The 18,698-nt window shown below is 74.4% G+C and carries 15 protein-coding genes and 1 pseudogene; 7 read left to right on the top strand and 9 right to left on the bottom strand.

What is annotated here, in order from left to right; all coding sequences use genetic code 11:
• The coding region (locus ACWDVG_RS22260; RefSeq protein WP_451701092.1) for a TetR/AcrR family transcriptional regulator at positions 1 to 796 on the bottom strand (796 nt) is incomplete at its 3' end.
• Between the two features lie 182 nt (positions 797 to 978).
• On the opposite strand from ACWDVG_RS22260, the gene ACWDVG_RS22255 reads away from it, so the two are divergent.
• Entirely contained in the window at positions 979 to 2,202 is a 1,224-nt protein-coding gene (locus ACWDVG_RS22255; protein ID WP_451701090.1) for a saccharopine dehydrogenase family protein, read from the top strand.
• 77 nt (positions 2,203 to 2,279) lie between these two features.
• Here ACWDVG_RS22255 and ACWDVG_RS22250 read toward each other — a convergent pair whose 3' ends face one another.
• Positions 2,280 to 2,474 (bottom strand): hypothetical protein, encoded by a 195-nt coding sequence (locus tag ACWDVG_RS22250; RefSeq protein WP_451701089.1) that lies wholly within the window; start codon positions 2,472 to 2,474, stop codon positions 2,280 to 2,282.
• 66 nt (positions 2,475 to 2,540) lie between these two features.
• Positions 2,541 to 3,230, bottom strand: a complete 690-nt coding sequence (locus tag ACWDVG_RS22245; RefSeq protein WP_451701088.1) for a phosphodiesterase — start codon at positions 3,228 to 3,230, stop codon at positions 2,541 to 2,543.
• 182 nt (positions 3,231 to 3,412) lie between these two features.
• Here ACWDVG_RS22245 and ACWDVG_RS22240 point away from each other — a divergent pair, with 182 nt between their 5' ends.
• Positions 3,413 to 3,826, top strand: a complete 414-nt coding sequence (locus ACWDVG_RS22240; RefSeq protein ID WP_451701087.1) for a hypothetical protein — start codon at positions 3,413 to 3,415, stop codon at positions 3,824 to 3,826.
• 79 nt (positions 3,827 to 3,905) lie between these two features.
• On the top strand, positions 3,906 to 4,247 hold the full coding sequence (locus ACWDVG_RS22235; protein WP_451701086.1) for a GNAT family N-acetyltransferase: 342 nt from the start codon (positions 3,906 to 3,908) through the stop codon (positions 4,245 to 4,247).
• Between the two features lie 9 nt (positions 4,248 to 4,256).
• On the opposite strand, the gene ACWDVG_RS22230 is transcribed toward ACWDVG_RS22235, so the two are convergent.
• Both ACWDVG_RS22230 and ACWDVG_RS22225 read right to left on the bottom strand, forming a co-directional pair.
• Entirely contained in the window at positions 4,257 to 5,036 is a 780-nt protein-coding gene (locus tag ACWDVG_RS22230; protein WP_451701085.1) for a hypothetical protein, read from the bottom strand.
• Positions 5,037 to 5,139: 103 nt separating this feature from the next.
• The gene (locus ACWDVG_RS22225) at positions 5,140 to 5,598 is read right to left on the bottom strand and encodes an N-acetyltransferase family protein (RefSeq protein ID WP_451701084.1); all 459 of its coding nucleotides are present in this window, start codon (positions 5,596 to 5,598) and stop codon (positions 5,140 to 5,142) included.
• Between the two features lie 240 nt (positions 5,599 to 5,838).
• Between ACWDVG_RS22225 and ACWDVG_RS22220 the strand changes: the two genes are divergently transcribed.
• A complete protein-coding gene (locus ACWDVG_RS22220; protein ID WP_451701082.1) occupies positions 5,839 to 6,021 on the top strand; it encodes a hypothetical protein in 183 nt (60 codons plus the stop codon).
• Between the two features lie 49 nt (positions 6,022 to 6,070).
• Here ACWDVG_RS22220 and ACWDVG_RS22215 read toward each other — a convergent pair whose 3' ends face one another.
• From ACWDVG_RS22215 to ACWDVG_RS22200, 4 genes and pseudogenes are all read right to left on the bottom strand, one after another.
• On the bottom strand, positions 6,071 to 6,871 hold the full coding sequence (locus ACWDVG_RS22215; RefSeq protein WP_451701081.1) for a DUF817 domain-containing protein: 801 nt from the start codon (positions 6,869 to 6,871) through the stop codon (positions 6,071 to 6,073).
• Positions 6,872 to 6,999: 128 nt separating this feature from the next.
• Positions 7,000 to 8,445 (bottom strand): glyceraldehyde-3-phosphate dehydrogenase, encoded by a 1,446-nt coding sequence (locus ACWDVG_RS22210; RefSeq protein WP_451701079.1) that lies wholly within the window; start codon positions 8,443 to 8,445, stop codon positions 7,000 to 7,002.
• A 260-nt stretch (positions 8,446 to 8,705) separates the two neighbouring features.
• Positions 8,706 to 9,877: pseudogene (locus tag ACWDVG_RS22205) on the bottom strand (serine hydrolase domain-containing protein).
• A gap of 220 nt (positions 9,878 to 10,097) precedes the next feature.
• On the bottom strand, positions 10,098 to 11,864 hold the full coding sequence (locus tag ACWDVG_RS22200) for a VanW family protein (protein ID WP_451701078.1): 1,767 nt from the start codon (positions 11,862 to 11,864) through the stop codon (positions 10,098 to 10,100).
• Positions 11,865 to 12,110: 246 nt separating this feature from the next.
• Here ACWDVG_RS22200 and ACWDVG_RS22195 point away from each other — a divergent pair, with 246 nt between their 5' ends.
• The 3 genes from ACWDVG_RS22195 (at position 12,111) to ACWDVG_RS22185 (ending at position 18,694) form a co-directional block, all read left to right on the top strand.
• Positions 12,111 to 13,148 (top strand): LacI family DNA-binding transcriptional regulator, encoded by a 1,038-nt coding sequence (locus ACWDVG_RS22195; RefSeq protein ID WP_451701077.1) that lies wholly within the window; start codon positions 12,111 to 12,113, stop codon positions 13,146 to 13,148.
• 183 nt (positions 13,149 to 13,331) lie between these two features.
• Positions 13,332 to 17,888 (top strand): aminotransferase class I/II-fold pyridoxal phosphate-dependent enzyme, encoded by a 4,557-nt coding sequence (locus ACWDVG_RS22190; RefSeq protein WP_451701076.1) that lies wholly within the window; start codon positions 13,332 to 13,334, stop codon positions 17,886 to 17,888.
• Positions 17,885 to 18,694: a class I SAM-dependent methyltransferase gene (locus ACWDVG_RS22185; protein WP_451701075.1), complete on the top strand. Its 810-nt coding sequence runs from the start codon at positions 17,885 to 17,887 to the stop codon at positions 18,692 to 18,694. Before ACWDVG_RS22190 ends, ACWDVG_RS22185 begins: the two co-directional genes overlap by 4 nt.
• Positions 18,695 to 18,698 lie beyond the last annotated feature (4 nt).

The raw sequence follows: 18,698 nt of genomic DNA, 5'->3' as shown, positions 1-18,698 counted from the left end.
CGCCCCGGCGCGCCCGCGCCGCCCCCCCCCGGCCCCGCCCGGCGGCGCGCGTGGGGCCGGAGCCGCCGCCGCGGGCGGCGGGCGCCGGTGGCCCGGCCACCGCCGCCAGCTGGGCCGCCGTGTGATCGAGGAGCATCTCCAGGACCGCCGGATAGGCGCTGTGCGGCATGCGCCGCACGAGCAGGGGCGCCGTGGCGGCGATGTTCGGATGCGTCCGCGCGGGCAGCCGTGCGTACGTCGTCCGCCACATCTCCTCGTCCTCCCGCCGGGCGTCGGCCGTCAGCGCGAGCGAACCCGCGTCCAGCGCCGCGAAGGCGAGGCTCTGGTCGATGAACGCGTGGTACGTGCGCACGGCCGCCGGATCGGGCAGACCGGCACCGCGCAGGATGCCCAGGATCGTCTCGTCCACCGCGATCTCGCGCGGCCGGCCCGTGACCCGGCTCGCGGTGAGCACGGCCGCCTGCGGGTGCGCCAGGTACGAGGCGTGGACCGCCAGACCGAGCGCCCGCAAGTCGACCCGCCAGTCCCCGGTGGGCTCCCAGTCGGCGAGCGCCCGCCCCATCAGCTCGTCCCCGACGGCGCGGGTCAGGTCGTCCATGCCCGCGAAGTACCGGTACAGGGTGCTGGGGTCGGCGCCGAGCGCGGTGCCGAGGCGCCGGACCGTGAGCCCCGTGCTGCCGTGCTCCCGCAGGACGCGCAGCGCCGCGTCCACGATGAGCCGCTCCGACAGCACTGTGCCGCCGCGCGTGGGCCGCCGCCGTCGACGCGCCGCCTCCGGCACCACTTTCTTCGCCACGCCGCCCTCGCCCCCTGTCCCCGTCCCACGACCGACGGCCCCGCTCCGGGGCCGTACGCCCGCACGCCTGTGTGCCTGCACGCGGTACGCCTTATGCCAACACGGTTGACCTTACCGTGCCGCCTCCCGTTGCATCGGTCTCCCCCGGAGGCGCCCCGCCTCCCGGCAGGAAGGTGTCAGACGTGCGCGTACTCCTCATGGGCGCGGGCGGTGTCGGAACCGCCGTCACCCGCATCGCGGCCCGCAGGGACTTCCTCACCCACATGGTCGTCGCCGACCACGACCTCGCCCGGGCGCGGGCCGCCGTCGCCGCGCTCGGCGAGGACGGCGACCGGTTCGGCGCGCTGTGCCTGGACGCCTCCGACGAGGAGGCCGTCCGCGAAGCGCTCGTGGCACACCGGTGCGACGTGCTCCTCAACGCCACCGACCCCCGGTTCGTCATGCCCCTCTTCCGGGCGGCCCTGGCGGCCGGAACGCACTACCTGGACATGGCGATGTCCCTGTCGGTGCCGCACGCCGCCCGCCCGTACGAGGAGTGCGGGGTGAAGCTCGGCGACGAGCAGTTCGCGCTCGCCGGGCGCTGGGAGGACACCGGCCGACTGGCCCTGGTGGGCATGGGCGTCGAGCCCGGCCTGTCCGACGTCTTCGCCCGGTACGCCGCCGACGAGCTCTTCGACGAGATCGAGGAGATAGGCGTCCGCGACGGCGCCGACCTGACCGTCGAGGGTTACGGCTTCGCGCCCTCCTTCAACATCTGGACGACCATCGAGGAGTGCCTCAACCCGCCCGTCGTGTACGAGAGGGAGCGCGGCTGGTTCACCACGGCGCCCTTCAGCGAGCCCGAGGTCTTCGACTTCCCCGAGGGCATCGGGCCCGTCGAGTGCGTCAACGTCGAGCACGAGGAGGTGCTGCTCGTGCCGCGCTGGGTGGACGCGCGCCGCGTCACCTTCAAGTACGGCCTCGGGGACGACTTCATCGCCAAGCTGAAGACGCTCCACGAGCTGGGCCTCGACTCGACCGCCGAGGTCACCGTGCCCGGCGCGGACGGGCCCGTGCGGGTCTCGCCGCGCGACGTCGTCGCCGCCTGTCTGCCGGACCCGGCGACCCTCGGCGACCGGATGACCGGCAAGACGTGCGCCGGCACCTGGGTGAAGGGGACCAAGGACGGCGCCCCGCGCGAGGTGTACCTGTACCACGTGGTCGACAACGAGTGGTCGATGCGGGAGTACGGCTCCCAGGCCGTCGTCTGGCAGACCGCCGTCAACCCGGTGGTCGCCCTCGAACTCCTGGCCACCGGCGCCTGGCACGGCAAGGGCGTCCTCGGCCCCGAGGCCCTGCCGCCGCGCCCCTTCCTGGACCTCCTCACCGCGTACGGGTCGCCGTGGGGCCTGCGCGAGCAGGGCTGACGGCTCCCCGCGGCCCCGGGCGCGCGTGCGACGCAGGGAAGCACGGGCTTCCCTCCGTCGAAGGCGCGGTCAGCGGGTCACGGATGGTCCGGGCGTTGCTCCGGCGGGACGGCGCCGCCCTCGCCGCCGCCCTTACCGCCCTTGTCGGTGCCGTGCGGGTGTCCCTTGGTGGTCTCCTCGCGCGCGGCACGGGACTTGAGCTCCTGGCTCTCCTGTGGCGTTGCCGCACCCCGACCGCTCCGTCGGGCCTCGGGCTGCTGTGGGTTGGACATGGTCGTTCCTCCGTCCCTTCGTTCAGGCCGCTGCCCGGAATCGCACCACCGATTCACGGGCGCGGGTCATTTCTCGGACCGGCCCGCCCGTGACCCCGCGTAGGCGGCGACGCGCACGGCCCGCAGGCGGTCGACGGGCCGGAAGCCCGGCAGCGGGTGCTCGTACGGGTCGAAGGCGCGTCGGCCGGGGGAGGGCTCCTCGCGCAGCAGCGTGAGCCGCGCCAGGGGCCGCCACTCGGCGCCCGCCCCGAAACGGAGGTCGAAGGCGAGCGGGCGCCCGGCCGCCGCCGCCCGTACGGCGCCGGGGTCCGCGGGGACGCGCCCGGCCCCCGGCTCCGGGAACGCGGCCACCACGCCGCGCCGCCCGCCGACGACGTACCCCACGAGCGTGGAGTACGGGCCGGCCGTCGCCGAGCCGCGCGGGAAGGGCAGGTGCCGGGTGCACCGGCCACGGCCCGCGCTGGTGGTGAGCAGCAGTTCCAGGGGCCGGCCCGGTCCGCCCGCGTCCTCCACCCGCAGGGCGAGACCGAGGCCGTCGGGCAGCGGGCGCGGCAGACCGGCGGCCCGCGACCACCGGGCGGTCACCCGGTACGCGGCCGGGCGGTCGAGCCAGGGCACGCCCCAGGGGGCCGGGTGCTCGGGGACGACGAGACGTCCCGCGAGGACGGCGCCCTGCGGGTGCAGGGCGGGCCGGGCGCCGCGGCGGCGGGCGACGGCCCGTGCCGCGCGGAAGGCGATGCGGTCCAGGTGGTTCACGTCGGTCTCCGGTGCTCCTGTGGCGCGTGGGCGTGCTCGCCTCCGTCGCCTACCCCGGCAGCGCCGCTCGACCCGTCCCGCTCGACCCGTCCCGGTCGTGCCGACCCGGGCGCCCGATCGTGTGGGCGGGCCCGTCCGGGGCATCCGCTCGGGCACGGGGGGACGACACGAAGGAGGCGGTCATGCCCCGTCCTGTGACAGTGGCCCGGGCCCAAGGGCTCTTCAACCTCGTCGGCGGCGCCTGGCCGCTGATCTCGCTGCGGACCTTCGAGTGGATCTACGGTCCCAAGGCCGACCGATGGCTCCAGAAGACGAGCGGCGGCCTGCTGGCCTCGGCGGGCATCAGCATGCTGCTGGCGGGTGCGGACGACGAGGGCGTCCGGCACGCCCGCCGCGTCGGCATCGGCACGGCCCTGACGTTCCTCGCGGTCGACCTGGTCTACGTGCCGCGTCGGCGCATCCCCGCGACGTACCTGATGGACGCGGCCAAGGAGACGGCCTGGCTGGCGGCCTGGTGGGCGGCGGGTCCCGTGCCGAAGGGCGGGACGGCCGCCCGGAACCGCCGGCCCCGGCGGGCGCGGCGGACCGCGCGGTAGGTTGTGGCGGGAGCCCCCGGGCCCGTGACCAGGGGGAGAGGGGCTCCGCAGCCGCGCGTCCGACGTCGAAAGGCACACCATGACCGAGCAGACCACCGCCCCCGTCGTCGAGCACGTCGACGCCCGCCACCGCTACGAGATCCTCGTCGACGGGCAGCGCGCCGGGCTGACGGCGTACCGGGACCGCGACGGGCAGCGGGTCTTTTTCCACACCGAGGTCGACGACGCCTACGCGGGCCGGGGCCTGGCGTCGATCCTCGTCCAGGGCGCCCTGACCGACGTCCGCGCCGCCGGGAAGCGGATCGTCCCGGTCTGCCCGTACGTCGCCAAGTTCCTGAAGAAGCACGGGGAGTTCGCGGACATCACCGACCCCGTGACCCCCGAGATCCTCCAGTGGCTGGACGCCCGCCTGGGCCGGTGAGGCCCCGCCTCATGCGGCGGCCGGGGCCGAGGCGTCCCAGGCCGTCGTGAGGCCGTCCAGCCACGCCGGCGGCAGTTCGGCGGCGTCCCACTCCTCGCGCAGCGCCGAGGGCGCGGCCGCGAGCCGTTCCAGGACGGCGACGCTCGTGGGGGAGTGCAGCAGCGAGTAGCGGCCGTGGATGGCGATCGGGCTGCCCGGGCCGTACTGCGCGAACAGCCGCTCCAGGCGGGCGCGGTGGGCCGTGACGTACGCGGAGAGCCGCCCGGCGTACCCGGCGCGCTGCCGGGGGCCCATGGTGCCGAGCACCGCCGTGAGCACCTGCTCGGAGACCTCCGGGTCGAGGTCGGAGACCGGCGTGAAGGAGAGGTAGAGCGGCAGCACCGTCACCTTCGCCCGCTCCATCTCCATCCGGCCCACCGGCGTGATCTCCTCCGGGGCGTCGGCGGACGGGGCGGAGCCGACGGCCCGCCGGAGCGACCCCTCGGCGAGGACGGCGAGGGCATCGACGACCGACCGTGCGCCGTCCCGCCACCCCGAGCCGTACGGATCCTCCCCGGCCCGCGCGTCCGCGTCGGCGTCCGCGTCGGCGTCCGCGTCGGCGGGCGGCGTCGTCAGGGCGGAGAGCTCCCGGTGGGCGAGGGCGAGGGCGCCGGCCTCGATCAGGCCGATCAGCTCCTCCGTGTCGCCCGAGTAGACCCCCGTCCGTTCGAGGAGCTGGAGGAGCGTCCTCTTCGCGGTGAGCACGCTCACCTCGTCCAGCTGCTGCCGTCCCTCGTCGGCGGTGTTCATGAGCCCCTCCTCGTACGGTCCTCGGCCGCCGAGGCTTTCAGCTCGGTGCGGCTCCCGTCCAGCCGACGTCCCGAGGGACGGGACGGACCGTACGGACGGCCCGTCAGACGCCGGGCGCCATGTCGTACGTGATCCACATCGTGCGCTTCGCCACCTGGTCGTACTTGGCGCGGGCCCGGTAGTTGTCGTCCGCGGTGATCCAGCGGACCACGCTCCAGCCCCGCTCGTCGGCGATTCCGCGCAGCGCGGCGAGCAGCAGGTCGGCCGCCCCCGTGCCACGGCTCGCCGGGTCGACGAACAGGTCGTCGAGGAAACAGCCGACGGTCGCGGAGAGCGGGCGGGCGAACGGCCGGTAGTGCGCGAGGCCGACGAGCCGGCCGTCCGCGTCGGCGGCGACCAGCGCCTCGACCTCGTGGCCCGGATCGTTCACCCAGGACCAGACGCGCCCGGCGGCCTCCTCGGTCTGCTCGACCTCGTAGAACTCCGCGTACCCCCGGTAGAGGGCGTGCCACTGGGGGAAGTCCTCGGCGCGTGGGGGACGGACCTCGATGCCGGTCGACATGGACACTCACTCTCCTGGGGCGGTGCGACGGATACGGGAACGATCATGGTGGAGCCTACGGGGTACGGCGTCGGCCACGTCGTCGAGGCCGGGCGCCCGCCTCCGCCACCGTGGACAGGTCCCTCCCGCGCGCCCGGATTGCGGGGACCGGCCGGCCGTTCGAGCATGGTGCCGGGCGGGCCCTTCCCGCGACCGACCCGGCCGCGGGCGCCCCGGCACGCCCACGGCAGGGAGGCTGTCATGACGGACGAGGCCCAGACGGGTCAGGGCGACCCGCACGCCGACTGGACCGAGCGGCTGCTCGGGCTCGCCGACGGCATCCGGCGCGAGGACGCGCGGCGCTTCGTGCACGACCTGTACGCCCACGCGCAGTCCGAACTCGACGAGGTACGGGCGAAGGCCGACCTGGAGCGAGAGGAGTAGCGCCGGGACCGGAGGCGTCTCCCGCTTCCCTCGGCGGCCCGAAGGGGGGTCACGCCCTCCTGAGGCCGGGCGCCGGTGCCCGCGCGGTGATGGCGGCGGCCGCGAGGACGAACGTGACCGAGATCAGCAGTGCCCACGCGCCGAACTTGGCGGGGGAGACCGGCTCCCAGCCGTCCAGCTGGTGCGGGTAGCTCCAGGCGCCCACGTAGGTGGCCGCGTTCTCGGCGATCCAGAGGAAGAAGCCGATCAGGACGAAGGACAGGGCGAGCGGCATGCGGTGGTCCCGCGCCCCGACGCGGAACCGCACCCAGGTGCCCGCCGTCGCCGCGAGGAGCAGGGCGGCGAGGGCCCAGCGGGCGTCGGGCAGCCAGTGGTGGCTGAAGAAGTTCAGGTAGACGGCCCCGGCGAGGAGGGCCATCGCCCGGGGCCGGTAGCCGGTGAGCCGCAGGTCGAACAGGTGCCAGGCCCGGCAGACGTAACTGCCGACGGCCGCGTAGAGGAAACCGCCGTACAGCGGCACGCCGCCGACCTTGGTCCACGCCGCCTCCGGATAGCTCCAGGAGCCCATCCGCACCTTGACGAGCTCGAAGACCAGCCCGATGGCATGGCAGCCGGCGATCACGGCGAGATCCCGGCCGCTGTCCCAGCCGAGCCGCCAGGCCAGTACGGTGAGCCCGACGCCGTACACGAGGAGCAGGTCGTAGCGGGCGACCGGCAGGCCGTCGGGCAGCAGGCGCGAGGCGGCGATGCCGCCGATCAGCGCGACGGCGAAGGCGCAGCAGCGCGCCTCCAGCACGGTGAACCGCAGGAGCTGGCGTATCCCGTGGATGAACGGCGTGAACGTCTCCATGGGGGGTGGGACGCGGGGCGACGACGGGCGGTTTCCGCCGCTGGCCCCCGCCCGCGAACGGCGCCGCGAACGGCGGTGCGCCGCACCCCACGGAGGGAGTGCGGCGCACCGCCGTCGCACAGGGGAGATCAGACCGCCGGAGCCGGGAAGGTCGGGTACTCCACGCCGGAGACGTGCTGGACGACCCGGATGACCTGGCACGAGTAGCCGAACTCGTTGTCGTACCAGAGGTAGAGGATCGCGTTGTCGCCGTCGACCTTGGTCGCGCCGGCGTCGACGGTCGACGCGTGGCGCGAGCCGACGAAGTCCATCGAGACGGCGTCGGGGGCCGTGGTGAAGTCGATCTGACGCTTCAGCGGCGAGGTCAGGGAGACGTTGCGCAGGTACTCCAGGACCTCCTCGCGGGTGGTCTCGCGGCCCAGGCGCAGGCTCAGGATGGCGATCGAGACGTCCGGGACGGGGACGCGGATCGAGCTGCCGGTGATCGGGGCCTTGAGCTCCGGCAGCGCCTTGGCGACGGCCGAGGCGGCGCCGGTCTCGGTGATCACCATGTTGAGCGGCGCGGAGCGGCCGCGGCGGTCGGCCTTGTGGTAGTTGTCCAGCAGGTTCTGGTCGTTCGTGAACGAGTGGACGGTCTCCACGTGACCGCGCAGCACGCCGTACTCGTCGTCCATCGCCTTGAGCGGCGGGACGATCGCGTTGGTGGTGCAGGAGGCGCAGGACAGGATCTGCTCGTCCGGCTTGATCGTGTCGTGGTTGACGCCGTGCACGATGTTGGGCACGTCGCCCTTGGCGGGCGCGGTCAGGACGACCTTGTCGATGCCGGGGCGCAGGTGCGTGGAGAGGCCCGCACGGTCCCGCCACTTGCCCGTGTTGTCGATCAGGATGGCGTTCTCGATGCCGTACGCCGTGTAGTCGATCTCGGAGGGGTCGTTGGCGTAGATCACCTTGATGGTGTTGCCGTTGGCGACGATCGTGCTGCTCGCCACGTCGACCGTGATCGTGCCCTGGAACTGGCCGTGGATGGAGTCCCGGCGCAGCAGCGAGGCGCGCTTCACGAGGTCGGCCTCGCCGCCGCCGCGCACGACGATGGCGCGCAGGCGCAGGCCGTTGCCCGAACCGGCCTTCTCGATGAGGAGGCGGGCGACGAGGCGGCCGATGCGGCCGAAGCCGTACAGCACGACGTCGCGGCCGTCACGGCGCTCGATCTTGTTCTCACCCGTGGCACCGGCGACGGCGTCGGCGGTGAACTCCGCCACCGACAGGCCGCGGTCGTCCGTCTTGTACGTCGCGGCGAGCATGCCGATGTCGATCTGGGAGGGGCCCAGGTCGAGGGTGGTGAGCGCCTGCAGGAAGGGCAGCGTCTCGGTGACCGAGAGCTCCTCGCCGGCGATCTGGCGGGCGAACCGGTGGGTCTTGAGGATGCTGACCACCGACTTGTTCACCAGGGAGCGGCTGTGGAGGAGGACGGTGACGTCCTGCTCCCGGTGCAGCTTCCCGATGATCGGGATCATCGACTCCGCGATCTCCTCGCGGTTCTTCCAGCTGGTGAACGAGTCGTCATTGACAGTCACAAGTTTATCTTTCGAGCTAGGCGGCGCTCATATGCTAACCCCCGGGTCCTCGGCTCCATCAAGGGGGAGCGAATCTTCGTGCGAAGGATCACTCTCCGGGGATCCTGCGGGGCCGCACCACGGTTCTCCGGCGCCCCGACCGCCCCACCTGCACCGCGCGTCGTTCCCCCACGGCGGCGAGGCGGCGCTCCGGGCGTTCCCGGCGCTCCGGCCCCTCCTCGGCGATGACCGAAAAGACGGCCGAATCCCGCGCGCCGCCCTCAGGCGACCGCGCCGGGGCCGGGCAAGGGGTACGCGTCGGGGCGGAAGGCGTCCGCGCGGAAGGCGTCCCGCACCCGGGCGAGCGGGCCCGGGTCCCGGGTCGTGTGGAGCCGGTTCGTGAGCAGGACGGCCCAGCGGCCGCGGGCCGGGGAGACCCACAGGGCGGTGCCGGTGAAGCCGAAGTGGGCCCAGACGTCGTCGGCCGGGCCGGTGCCGGGCGCCGGGTGCCAGAACAGCCCCCGCGGCGGGTCGAGCGCGCCCGTCCTGACCCGCAGCGACGCCGCGGTCCACGCGGCCGACAGCGGCCCGGGTCGCGCGTCCCACCGGGGCGGCTCGGCCGCCGCCCGCCCGTGCGGGGACCGCGCGTGGGGCGGTGTCCGTACGTCGGCCGAGCCGGGGACGGCCGCCCTCGTGCCGGGTCGAGCATCCGCCGCAGGAACCGGCCGACGTCGGCGGTGGTGGTGAAGACGCCCGCGATCCCGCAGGCCCCGCCGAGCAGCCGGGCCGAGAAGTCGTGGACGGTGCCCTTCAGGTGCGCGCCGCTCTCCTCGTCGTACTCGGTCGGGGCGCAGCGCTCCACGACCGCCGGAGGCAGCGGCCCGTAGCGGGTCTCCGTCATGCCGAGCGGGGTCCAGATCCGCTCCTCGGCGAGCCGGGGCAACGGCAGGCCCGTGAGGTGCTCGGCGAGCCAGCCGAGGATCAGCGCCGCCCGGTCGGTGTACGCGACGGCGGCCCCCGGCCGGTGCCGCAGCGCCTCGGCGAGGACGCCGTCGCGGACGTCCTGCGGATCGGAGCCGTACAGGTGCCGCAGATTGGCCCGCAGCGGCAGCCCCGCGGTGTGGGTGAGCAGGTGGAGCGCGGTGGCGTCGGCGACGGGGCGGCCCGAGACCTCGGGCCAGTAGGTGCCGAGCGGGGCCGTCAGGTCGAGTTTTCCGGCGTCGACCAGGGTGCCGACGACGGCCCAGACGGCGAGGATCTTGGTGAGGCTCGCCACGTCGAAGACGGTGTCGGGACGCATCGGCTCCGCCGGGCGCGCCGGATCGAGGAGCCCGACGGCCCCGGCCGACAGGGTGGTGCGGGCGTCCCCCACGGCCCAGGCGGCACCGGGGCAGACGCCCGCCCGCACGCCCTCGCCGAGGAGCCGCTCGAAGGGGTCGCTGCGCTCTGCCACGGCGTGCCTCCGGCGGGGTGGGGGCGGCGGACCTGAGGGCCCGGCCCGCCCCGGAGCGGGCACGGGCCGTGCTCCCCAGTGATGCCCGTGCCGTGGGGGAAGACACCCTTCCGCCCACTGCCTCCCGGTGGCCGGGCCGGCGACCGCGGCCCGGCCGGGCCGGGCGCCCCGCCGGGGGGCCTCCCCGGGAGGCGTCACCCGGCGGGCTTTCCGGGAGGCGTCACTCGGCGGGCTTCGCCTCGCAGACGACCTCGTCCCGCGGCGTGTAGTGGGTCTTGAAGGTCTCTCGCTTGACCTCGGCGCCACCGTTCTTGAAGACCCGGTCCACCGAGATGTCGAAGCCCTCCAGGGGCGGCTGCGCGACGCAGTCCTCGCCCGTGCCCTCGCGCTTCTTCGGCTCGGTGAGGTTCGTGCGCGGACCCGCCACCGCCTCCACGGAGTCGTACTTCTTCGTGCCGAGGAAGCTGACCGTGACCGAGGAGTCCGTCGAGCTCGCCTGGATGTAGATGGGCTTGCCGGAGTCGTTGCGGAACTTCAGGTCCAGCGAACCCCAGGCGACGGTGGCCTCCCGGCCGGCCGGGTAGCGCTCGATGTAGAAGGAGTGGGCGCCGTACTCGACGGGCTTCACCCCGGCGAAGAAGAGCGCGTTGAAGACGGTGGTCGCCACGGCGGAGACACCGCCGCCCGGCGCCGAGCGGTACTGGCCGTCGAGGATCATGGTGCCGTCGACGAAGCCGTTCTCCTCGGTGCGCTCGCCGACGGTCTCGTTGAAGCTCCACACCGCGCCCGGCCGCACGACCGAGCCGTTGATCAGCTCCACGGCCCGCCCGATGTTCGTCGTCCGGTAGGGGGCGGTGGGGAAGTCGACCGTGAACGTCGACATCTGCTCGGTGATCCCGAGGTCCGCGAGCGAGGCCGAGGTGATCTCCGGCTGCGTGACCGTGGTGGCGACCGGGCCTGTACGGGCCGTGGCGCCGGAGCCGGTGAGCAGCGGGCGCACGGCGTCCCCGAGCGCCTTCGCCGTCACCTCGCGGCCCGGGCGGCCCTCCGACTCGACGACCACCTTGCCGTCCCGCACGCCGAGCGTGGCCTCGACGGGCGCGCCCGTCATCGCCGACAGCGGGCGCGCCACGTCCGGGTCGCGCAGCAGTCCCTCGGCGTCGAGGCCGCCCGTCAGGCGGCCGTTCTCGTCCTTCACGGTCAGGTGGTCGGCGAGCGTCTCCGGGGCGATCCTCAGCCGCTCCTGGCCGAGGGTCAGCGTGACGGGCGCGGCGACGGCGGGCTTCGCGTACGCGTCGAGGAAGCGCGTGATCTCGGCGGACGCCAGGTGCGGCCGGGTCACCGTCACGGGCAGCGCGACGGCCGACGCGCCGGGCGCGGCGGGGTAGGAGGCGCGCAGCTTCTCGGCGGCGCGCGTGGTGTCGAGCTTCTGGCCGGTCACGGGCTGCACGGCGACGGCCCTGCCGTCGCGGAAGGCGACGGAGCCCTCGCGGACCGCGCGGTCGTTCTTCCCGGCCAGTGCGGCCACGACCGCCCGGGTCTTGGTGTCGTCGTGGGCCAGGACCGGTGCGACGTCCCGCTCGCCGGAGGAGAAGAGCCGCCCGATGACGGTGACCGGGTCCCGGGACGGGTCGGCGGCGCGCTCCGCGGTCTCCACGGTGTCGACGGTCAGCCCGGCGGAGGCCGGATCGACCGCCGATGCGCGGTCTCCGACGGTCACGGGTATCGGCGCGCTCCACTCGGCCGGGGCCTCGGCGGCCAGCTTGGCGCTCGCCTCCGCGCGGCTCATGCCGCCGATGTCTATCCCGGCGACCCGGGTGCCGGCGGATATGTCGTCCCCGGTGGCCGCGAGGCCCGCGACGTAGAGACCGCCCGCCGCGGCGGCGACCACACCCGTCGCAATCGCCGCCGTCCGCAGGGGACGGCGACGCGGACGGCGCCCCTCGCGGGGCGTCGGGGCAGGGGCGGTCGTCAGGGGGCGGGGCACGCGCTCTCCCGGGGCGTCGGGGACTGGGGGGATCATCACGACGGTACGCCGAAAGAGTGTCAAATGCACATAAGTCCTGTTTGACCTGCGGGAATACGGAGCGGATCGGAGCGGTCGCGGACGGTGCCGAACCGTTGGCCGAGTGCCCCCCGGCGGGCGTCACGCGGCCCCGGGACGCGCCACCGCCCGCCTGATAAGTTCGCCGCACACGCAGGCGGGGCGGCGGCCCGAGGGGAGAACCGGTACATGGCGGTGAGCGGCGGACGGCAGACCGGCAGGCCCACCCTGGAGGAGGTCGCGGCGCGGGCCGGGGTCGGCCGCGGCACGGTCTCCCGGGTCATCAACGGCTCCCCGAAGGTGAGCGAACAGGCCAAGGCCGCCGTCGAGCGGGCCGTCGCCGAACTCGGCTACGTCCCCAACCGGGCCGCCCGCGCCCTCGCCGGCAGCCGCACCGACGCCGTCGCCCTGGTGATCCCCGAGACCGAGGCCCGGCTCTTCGCCGAGCCGTACTTCCTCGACATCATCCGCGGGGTCAGCAGCGAACTCGCCGACGCCGACAAGCAGTTGCTCCTCACCCTGATCCGCAGCGACCAGGAGCGGCAGCGCTTCGAGCAGTACCTCGCCGCGCAGCGCGTCGACGGCGTCCTCCTCGTCTCGGTGCACGGCGACGACCCGCTGCCCGACCAGGTCCGCGCCCTCGGACTGCCCGCCGTCCTCAACGGCCGCCGCACCGAGGACGAGAGCGTCGCCTTCGTGGACTCCGACAACACCGGCGCCGGGCGCACCGCCGTCGCCCATCTCGCCGCCCGCGGACGCCGCGCCGTCGCCACCATCACCGGCCCCCTCGACATGTACGGCGCCCGCTGCCGACTGGCCGGCTACCGCGAGGGCCTCGCCGAGGCCGGGCTCACCGCCGACGAGGCGCTCGTCGCCACCGGCGACTACACCGAGGAGGGCGGGCGCCGCGCCATGCGCGCCCTCCTGGAGCGCCGCCCCGACCTCGACGCGGTCTTCGCCGCCTCCGACGTCATGGCCGCCGGAGCCCGCGCGGTGCTGCGCGAGGCGGGCCGCCGCGTCCCCGAGGACGTCGCCCTGGTCGGCGTCGACGACTCCGCCGTCGCCCGGCTCATGGACCCGCCGCTCACCAGCGTCCGCCAGCCCATCGAGGAGATGGGTCGCGCCATGGCCCGGATCCTCCTCCAGGAGATCGCCGCGCCGAGCGGCCCCGACGAGCAGCCCCGCCGCATGCTGCCGACGGAACTCGTGGTCCGCGCCTCCTCCTGACGGCGCGTCCGGGGCGCACACCGTGCCGGGCCCCCCGACGACCCCCGCCGACGGGGCCCGCGCGGCCTCCCGCGCCGAGATGCACCCCCTCCACGGGCCCTCGACAATGGACTGCGTACGGGGTTCGTTTCCGTGATCAGGGCGCTGCCCCCGGCGTCCGACCCGGCAAGAGGGCGGTCGACCATGCCGCTGCGCCAGCCGTTCAGGTCGCTCGCCGCGACCCGGCCACTGCGCACCTGGACCCTTGCCTACCTCCTCGCCGTGACGCTGCTCACCGCCGCGTACCTCCGCTTTCCGGAGCGCCACACCATCCTCTGGGCGCTGATCGGCCTCGGCGGCGTCGCCGCCATCCTCATCGGCGTACGGCTCCACCGCCCCACCCGCCGCTGGCCCTGGTACGTCCTCGCCGCCGCCAACCTCACCTTCGTGAGCGGCGACACCGCCTACAACGTCCTGGAGGGCTTCTTCGGGCAGGTCCGGCCGTTCCCGTCCGTCGCCGACGCCCTCTACCTGGCCACCTACCCGCTCTTCGCCCTCGGCCTGCTCGGCTTCATCCGTTACCGTGCCGCCGGCCGCGACCTCGCCGTCGTCCTCGACGCCCTCATCCTCACCTCGGGCCTCGCGCTGCTCTCCTGGGTGTACCTCATCACCCCGCTCGCCCGGTCCGACGACATGACCTGGACCGAGAAGGCGATCTCCATCGCCTATCCCCTGGGCGACGTGCTGATCCTCGCCATGCTCGCCCGGCTCCTCGTCCCCGGCGGCCTGCGCTCCCGCTCCGTCCAGCTCCTCACCCTCGGCACGTGCGGGCTCCTCGCCTCCGACGTCATCTACGGGATCCTCCAGATCCGGGGCACCTGGCAGGTCGGCACCGCCTGGGACCTCGGATGGGTCGTCTTCTTCACCGCCTGGGGCCTGGCCGCCCTCCACCCCTCGATGACCGGCCTCACCGAACGCGCGCCGGAGCCCACCCCGCGCATCGCCGAGCGCCGGCTCGCGCTCCTCGCCGGAGCCTCGCTCGTCGCCCCCGGACTGCTCCTCTTCCAGTCGCTCCGCGACGACCGGCCCCAGGACATCGCCGTCATCGCGCTCTTCTCCGCCCTGATGTTCCTGCTGGTCCTGGCGCGGCTCTGGGGCATCATGTCCGACCACGGCAAGTCCGAGGCGCGCGAACGCGGCCTGCGGGTCGCCGCCGCGTCCCTCGTCGCCGCCCTCAGCCCCCGGGAGGTCGCCGGCGCCGTGGAGACCGCCGCCACGACCCTCTTCGGCCCCGCCGCCGAGGACGGCACCGACGGCGCGGGCCCGCCGCGCGCGCTGCTCCTCGTCCGGGACCGGGCGGGGGGCGTCACCGCCGTACCCACCCCGAGCCGCCCCTGGAGCTGCCACACCGATGTGCTCACCCGCGGGGCGACGACCTGGACCGAACCCCTCGCCGAGGGCAGCAGACTGCTGCCCGTCACCGCGCTCGAACCGGCCGTCGCCGCCGAGGTCACGGCCGAGGACCACGCCCTGCTCTGCCCCCTGGACCTGCAGACCCCCGCCGGACGCGAACCCCTCCTCGGCGTCCTCGTCCTCGCCGGGACGGAGAAGAAGCTCTCCGAGATCGCCGGCTCCGCCCAGTCCCTCGCCTCCCAGGCGGCCCTCGCCCTGGAACGCTTCGAGCTCAGCGAGGAGGTCAACCGGCGCACCAGCGAGGCCTACTTCCGCACCCTCGTCCACAACGCCTCGGACGTCATCCTGATCGTCGACGACGACGACACCGTCCGGTACGCCAGCCCCTCGGCCGAGAACATGTTCGGCCGCTCCCTCCTCCCCGGCACCCCGCTCACCGACCTCATCGCCTCCGCCGACGCCCCCGCCGCCCTGCGGGTCCTCGCCGACGCCCGCGCCCGCGACGACGCCGACGCCCGCGACGACTGGAAGCTCCTGCACGGCGAGGCCGCCGACCTGGAGGTCGAGGTCCGCTGCAGCAACCTCCGCCACGAGCGGACCGTCCACGGCCTCGTCCTCACCCTCCGGGACGTCACCGAGCAGCGGAAACTGGAGCGCGAGCTCACCCACCGCGCCTTCCACGACTCCCTCACCGGGCTCCCCAACCGGGTCCTGCTCCTGGAGCGGATCGAGCGCGCCCTGCTGCGCGGGCGCCGCGAGTCCACCCTGACCTGCATGCTCTTCGTGGACCTCGACGACTTCAAGGTCGTCAACGACACCATGGGCCACTCCGTCGGCGACGAACTCCTCGTCGCCGTCGCCCGCCGCCTCACCTCCGTCCTGCGCCTCTCCGACACCGCGGCCCGGCTCGGCGGCGACGAGTTCGCCGTCCTCATCGAGGGCGCCCGCGAGCCCCGCGACGCCGAGGCGCTCGCCGCCGAGATCGTCCACACCCTCAGCCAGCCCTTCCACCTCACCGACGGCGCCGTCTCCGTGTCGACCAGCGTCGGCATCGCCACCGTCCTCGACAGCGCCCACGCCGAGGAACTCCTCGGCCACGCCGACCTCGCCCTGTACGCGGCCAAAGCCGCCGGCAAGAAGCGGTGGCGGCTCTTCCACCCCGAGCTCCACTCCCGGCTCGTCGCCCGCCACGAACTCCAGGCGGGCATGGACACCGCCATCGCCGACCACGCCTTCGCCCTGCGCTACCAGCCGATCGTCGAGACCACGGGCGGCGCCCCCGCCGGTCTCGAAGCGCTCATCCGCTGGCCGCACGCCCGCCGCGGCATGGTCCCGCCCGACCAGTTCATCACCCTCGCCGAGGAGAGCGGCCACATCATGCCGCTCGGCGCCTGGGTCCTCGAACACGCCGCCCTCGACATCGCCCGCTGGCAGCGCTCACGCCCCCGGGACCCCCCGCTCTACGCCAACGTCAACGTCTCCGCCCGCCAGTTCCGCGACCCCGGCATCGTCGAGGAGGTCCGCCGCACCCTGCGCTCCTCCGGCCTCGCACCCGGCTCGCTCGTCCTCGAACTCACCGAGTCCGTGCTCATGCGCCAGGACGCGCAGCTGCGCACCACCATGGCCGCCCTCAAGGACCTCGGCGTCTCCATCGCCATCGACGACTTCGGCACCGGCTTCTCCTCGCTCGGCTACCTCCGCGACTTCCCCATCGACATCCTCAAGGTCGACAAGTCCTTCATCGACGACATCACCACCGACCCCCAGCAGGTCGCGCTGGTCGAGGGCATCGTCCGCATCGCCGACGTCCTCGGCCTCCAGGTCGTCGCCGAGGGCATCGAACACGAGGAGCAGCGGGCCCTCCTCGCCGACATGGGCTGCCGCTTCGGCCAGGGCTACCTCTTCGCCCGCCCCATGACCGCCCCCCAGACCGAGTCCTACCTCCACCGCGCCCCCCGGCCCGGCGCGCGCCCCGCCCTCGGCGCCGCCGGACCCGTCCCCGTACCCCCCGCGCCCCCGCCGCACCCCGGGCCGCGGGCGGCCGCCGCCGGGCGGCGGTCCCGCCGCGAGCCCCGCTGGCGCGACCTGGAACACCTCAAGCGCACCAGCCGCATGTGCGACGCCGTCATCGACGAGGTCGACGGCCGCCGCATCCGCGTCGGCGAGGACTGGCTCGTCGACTTCGCCTCCTGCAACTACCTCGGCTTCGACCTCGACCCGGAGATCATGGACGCCATCGAGCCGCAGGTGCGGCGCTGGGGCACCCACCCCAGCTGGTCCCGGCTCCTCGGCAGCCCGCGCCTCTACCCCCGCATCGAGGAGCGTCTCACCGACCTCCTCGGCGCCCCCGACACCCTGCTCCTCCCGACCATCACCCTCATCCACCAGTCGGTGATCCCGCTCCTCGCCGGCACCGGACAGGTTTTCGTCGAGGCCCAGGCCCACCGGACGATCTACGACGGCTGCGTCGTCGCCCGCGGCCAGGGCGCCGAGGTCCACCGCTTCCACGCCGACCGCCCGGACGAACTCGCCGCCCTGCTGCGCGGCGCGCCCGCCGACGCCCCCCGGCTCGTCTGCATGGACGGCGTCAACAGCATGACCGGCAACTTCCCCGACCTGCGCGCCCTCGCCGGGGTCTGCCGCGAGAACGGCGCCCTGCTGTACGTCGACGACGCCCACGGCTTCGGAGTCATCGGGGAGCGCACACCCGGCGAGAGCAGCCCCTACGGCTCGCACGGCAACAGCATCGTCCGCCACCTCGGCGAGACCTACGACGACCTCGTCCTCGTCGGCGGCTTCTCCAAGGCGTACTCCTCGCTGCTCGCCTTCCTCGCCGTACCGAGGTGGCTCAAGGACCACCTCAAGGTCGCCGCCGCCCCCTACCTGTACTCGGGCCCCTCGCCGACCGCCTCCCTCGCCACCACCCTCGCCGGGCTCGACGTCAACGAGACGCGCGGCGACCGGATCCGGGGCGAACTGCACCGCATGACCGCCCGGCTCCTCGACCACGTCCACGGCCTGGGCATCGCCACCCCCAACACCGACGGGCTGCCCATCGTGGAGATCCCGCTCGCGGACGCCGACGACCTCGACGCCGTCGCCGCCTTCCTGTGGGAGAAGGGCATCTACGTCACGCTCGCCTCGTACCCCCTCGTCCCGCGCGACCGGGTCGGCTTCCGCGTCCAGATCACCGCCGCCAACACCGACGAGGAGATCGACCAGCTCTGCGCCGCCCTCACCGAACTCGCCGCCCGTTTCACCCTGCGCTCGGCGGCGCCGATCGGGCGGACGGGACACGGGGCGCCCGCCGGACCCCTCACCGCGCACCGCCCGGCGGGGGAGAGATGACCGCGGCCCCGACGCGTCCGCCGCCCTCCCCCGGTCCGCGCCGCAACCGGGACGCGGACTGGAACGCCTGGCCCGTCGCCGCCTACCTCGCCGAGAACTACCGGCACCTGCACCCCTGCGACGTCGGCGTCATCCGCCACCACGCCGCCGTCTACCGCGCCTTCGCCCCCGGCAGCCTGTCCCGCACCCTCGAACTCGGCGCGGGGCCCAACCTCTACCCCCTCATGCTGGCCTGCGCCGCCTCCCGGCGGATCGACGCCGTCGAACCCAGCGCCGCCAGCGTCCGCTACCTCCGCGCCCAGCTCGACGGGGGCCCCGACGCCGGCTGGCTGCCCTTCTACCGGCTCTGCCGCTCCCTCGACCCCGGTCTCCCGCTGGACCCCGCGGCCGCGCTCGCCCGCGTCCGGGTCGTCCCCGGCACCGCCGACGACCTCCCGGCCGGCTCCTACGCCCTCGCCTCGATGAACTTCGTCGCCGAGAGCGTCACCGAGGACCCCCGCGAGTTCGCCGCCCTGTGCGCCGCCTTCGTCCACGCCGTACGGCCCGGCGGCACCCTCGTCGCCGCCTTCATGGAGCGCATGCCCAGCTACCGCATCGGCGCCGGACCCGTCTGGCCCGCCTGCCCCGTCGACGCCCCCGCCCTGCGCGCCGTCTTCGGGCCGCTCACCACCCGCCTGGAGATCACCCGGCTCGCCAAGGACCGCACCCTGCCCGAGTACGGCGACACCGGCATCCTGCTGCTCACCGCCGTCCGGGCCCCCGCCGACGACCCCGGGCACGCCGGAGCGACCCCGGACCAGGGGTGACGCC

This window comes from Streptomyces sp. NPDC003327, from assembly GCF_053589515.1.
This window is presented reverse-complemented; position numbering and strand designations above follow the sequence as displayed.

Bases quoted from the DNA above. Each gene is read 5' to 3' on its own strand.
- ACWDVG_RS22235 (WP_451701086.1), top strand. From the start codon at position 3,906: ATGACCGAGCAGACCACCGCCCCCGTCGTCGAGCACGTCGACGCCCGC.
- ACWDVG_RS22225 (WP_451701084.1), bottom strand. From the start codon at position 5,598: ATGTCGACCGGCATCGAGGTCCGTCCCCCACGCGCCGAGGACTTCCCC.
- ACWDVG_RS22185 (WP_451701075.1), top strand. From the start codon at position 17,885: ATGACCGCGGCCCCGACGCGTCCGCCGCCCTCCCCCGGTCCGCGCCGC.
- ACWDVG_RS22215 (WP_451701081.1), bottom strand. From the start codon at position 6,871: ATGGAGACGTTCACGCCGTTCATCCACGGGATACGCCAGCTCCTGCGG.
- ACWDVG_RS22220 (WP_451701082.1), top strand. From the start codon at position 5,839: ATGACGGACGAGGCCCAGACGGGTCAGGGCGACCCGCACGCCGACTGG.
- ACWDVG_RS22250 (WP_451701089.1), bottom strand. From the start codon at position 2,474: ATGTCCAACCCACAGCAGCCCGAGGCCCGACGGAGCGGTCGGGGTGCG.
- ACWDVG_RS22190 (WP_451701076.1), top strand. From the start codon at position 13,332: ATGCCGCTGCGCCAGCCGTTCAGGTCGCTCGCCGCGACCCGGCCACTG.
- ACWDVG_RS22195 (WP_451701077.1), top strand. From the start codon at position 12,111: ATGGCGGTGAGCGGCGGACGGCAGACCGGCAGGCCCACCCTGGAGGAG.
- ACWDVG_RS22230 (WP_451701085.1), bottom strand. From the start codon at position 5,036: ATGAACACCGCCGACGAGGGACGGCAGCAGCTGGACGAGGTGAGCGTG.
- ACWDVG_RS22240 (WP_451701087.1), top strand. From the start codon at position 3,413: ATGCCCCGTCCTGTGACAGTGGCCCGGGCCCAAGGGCTCTTCAACCTC.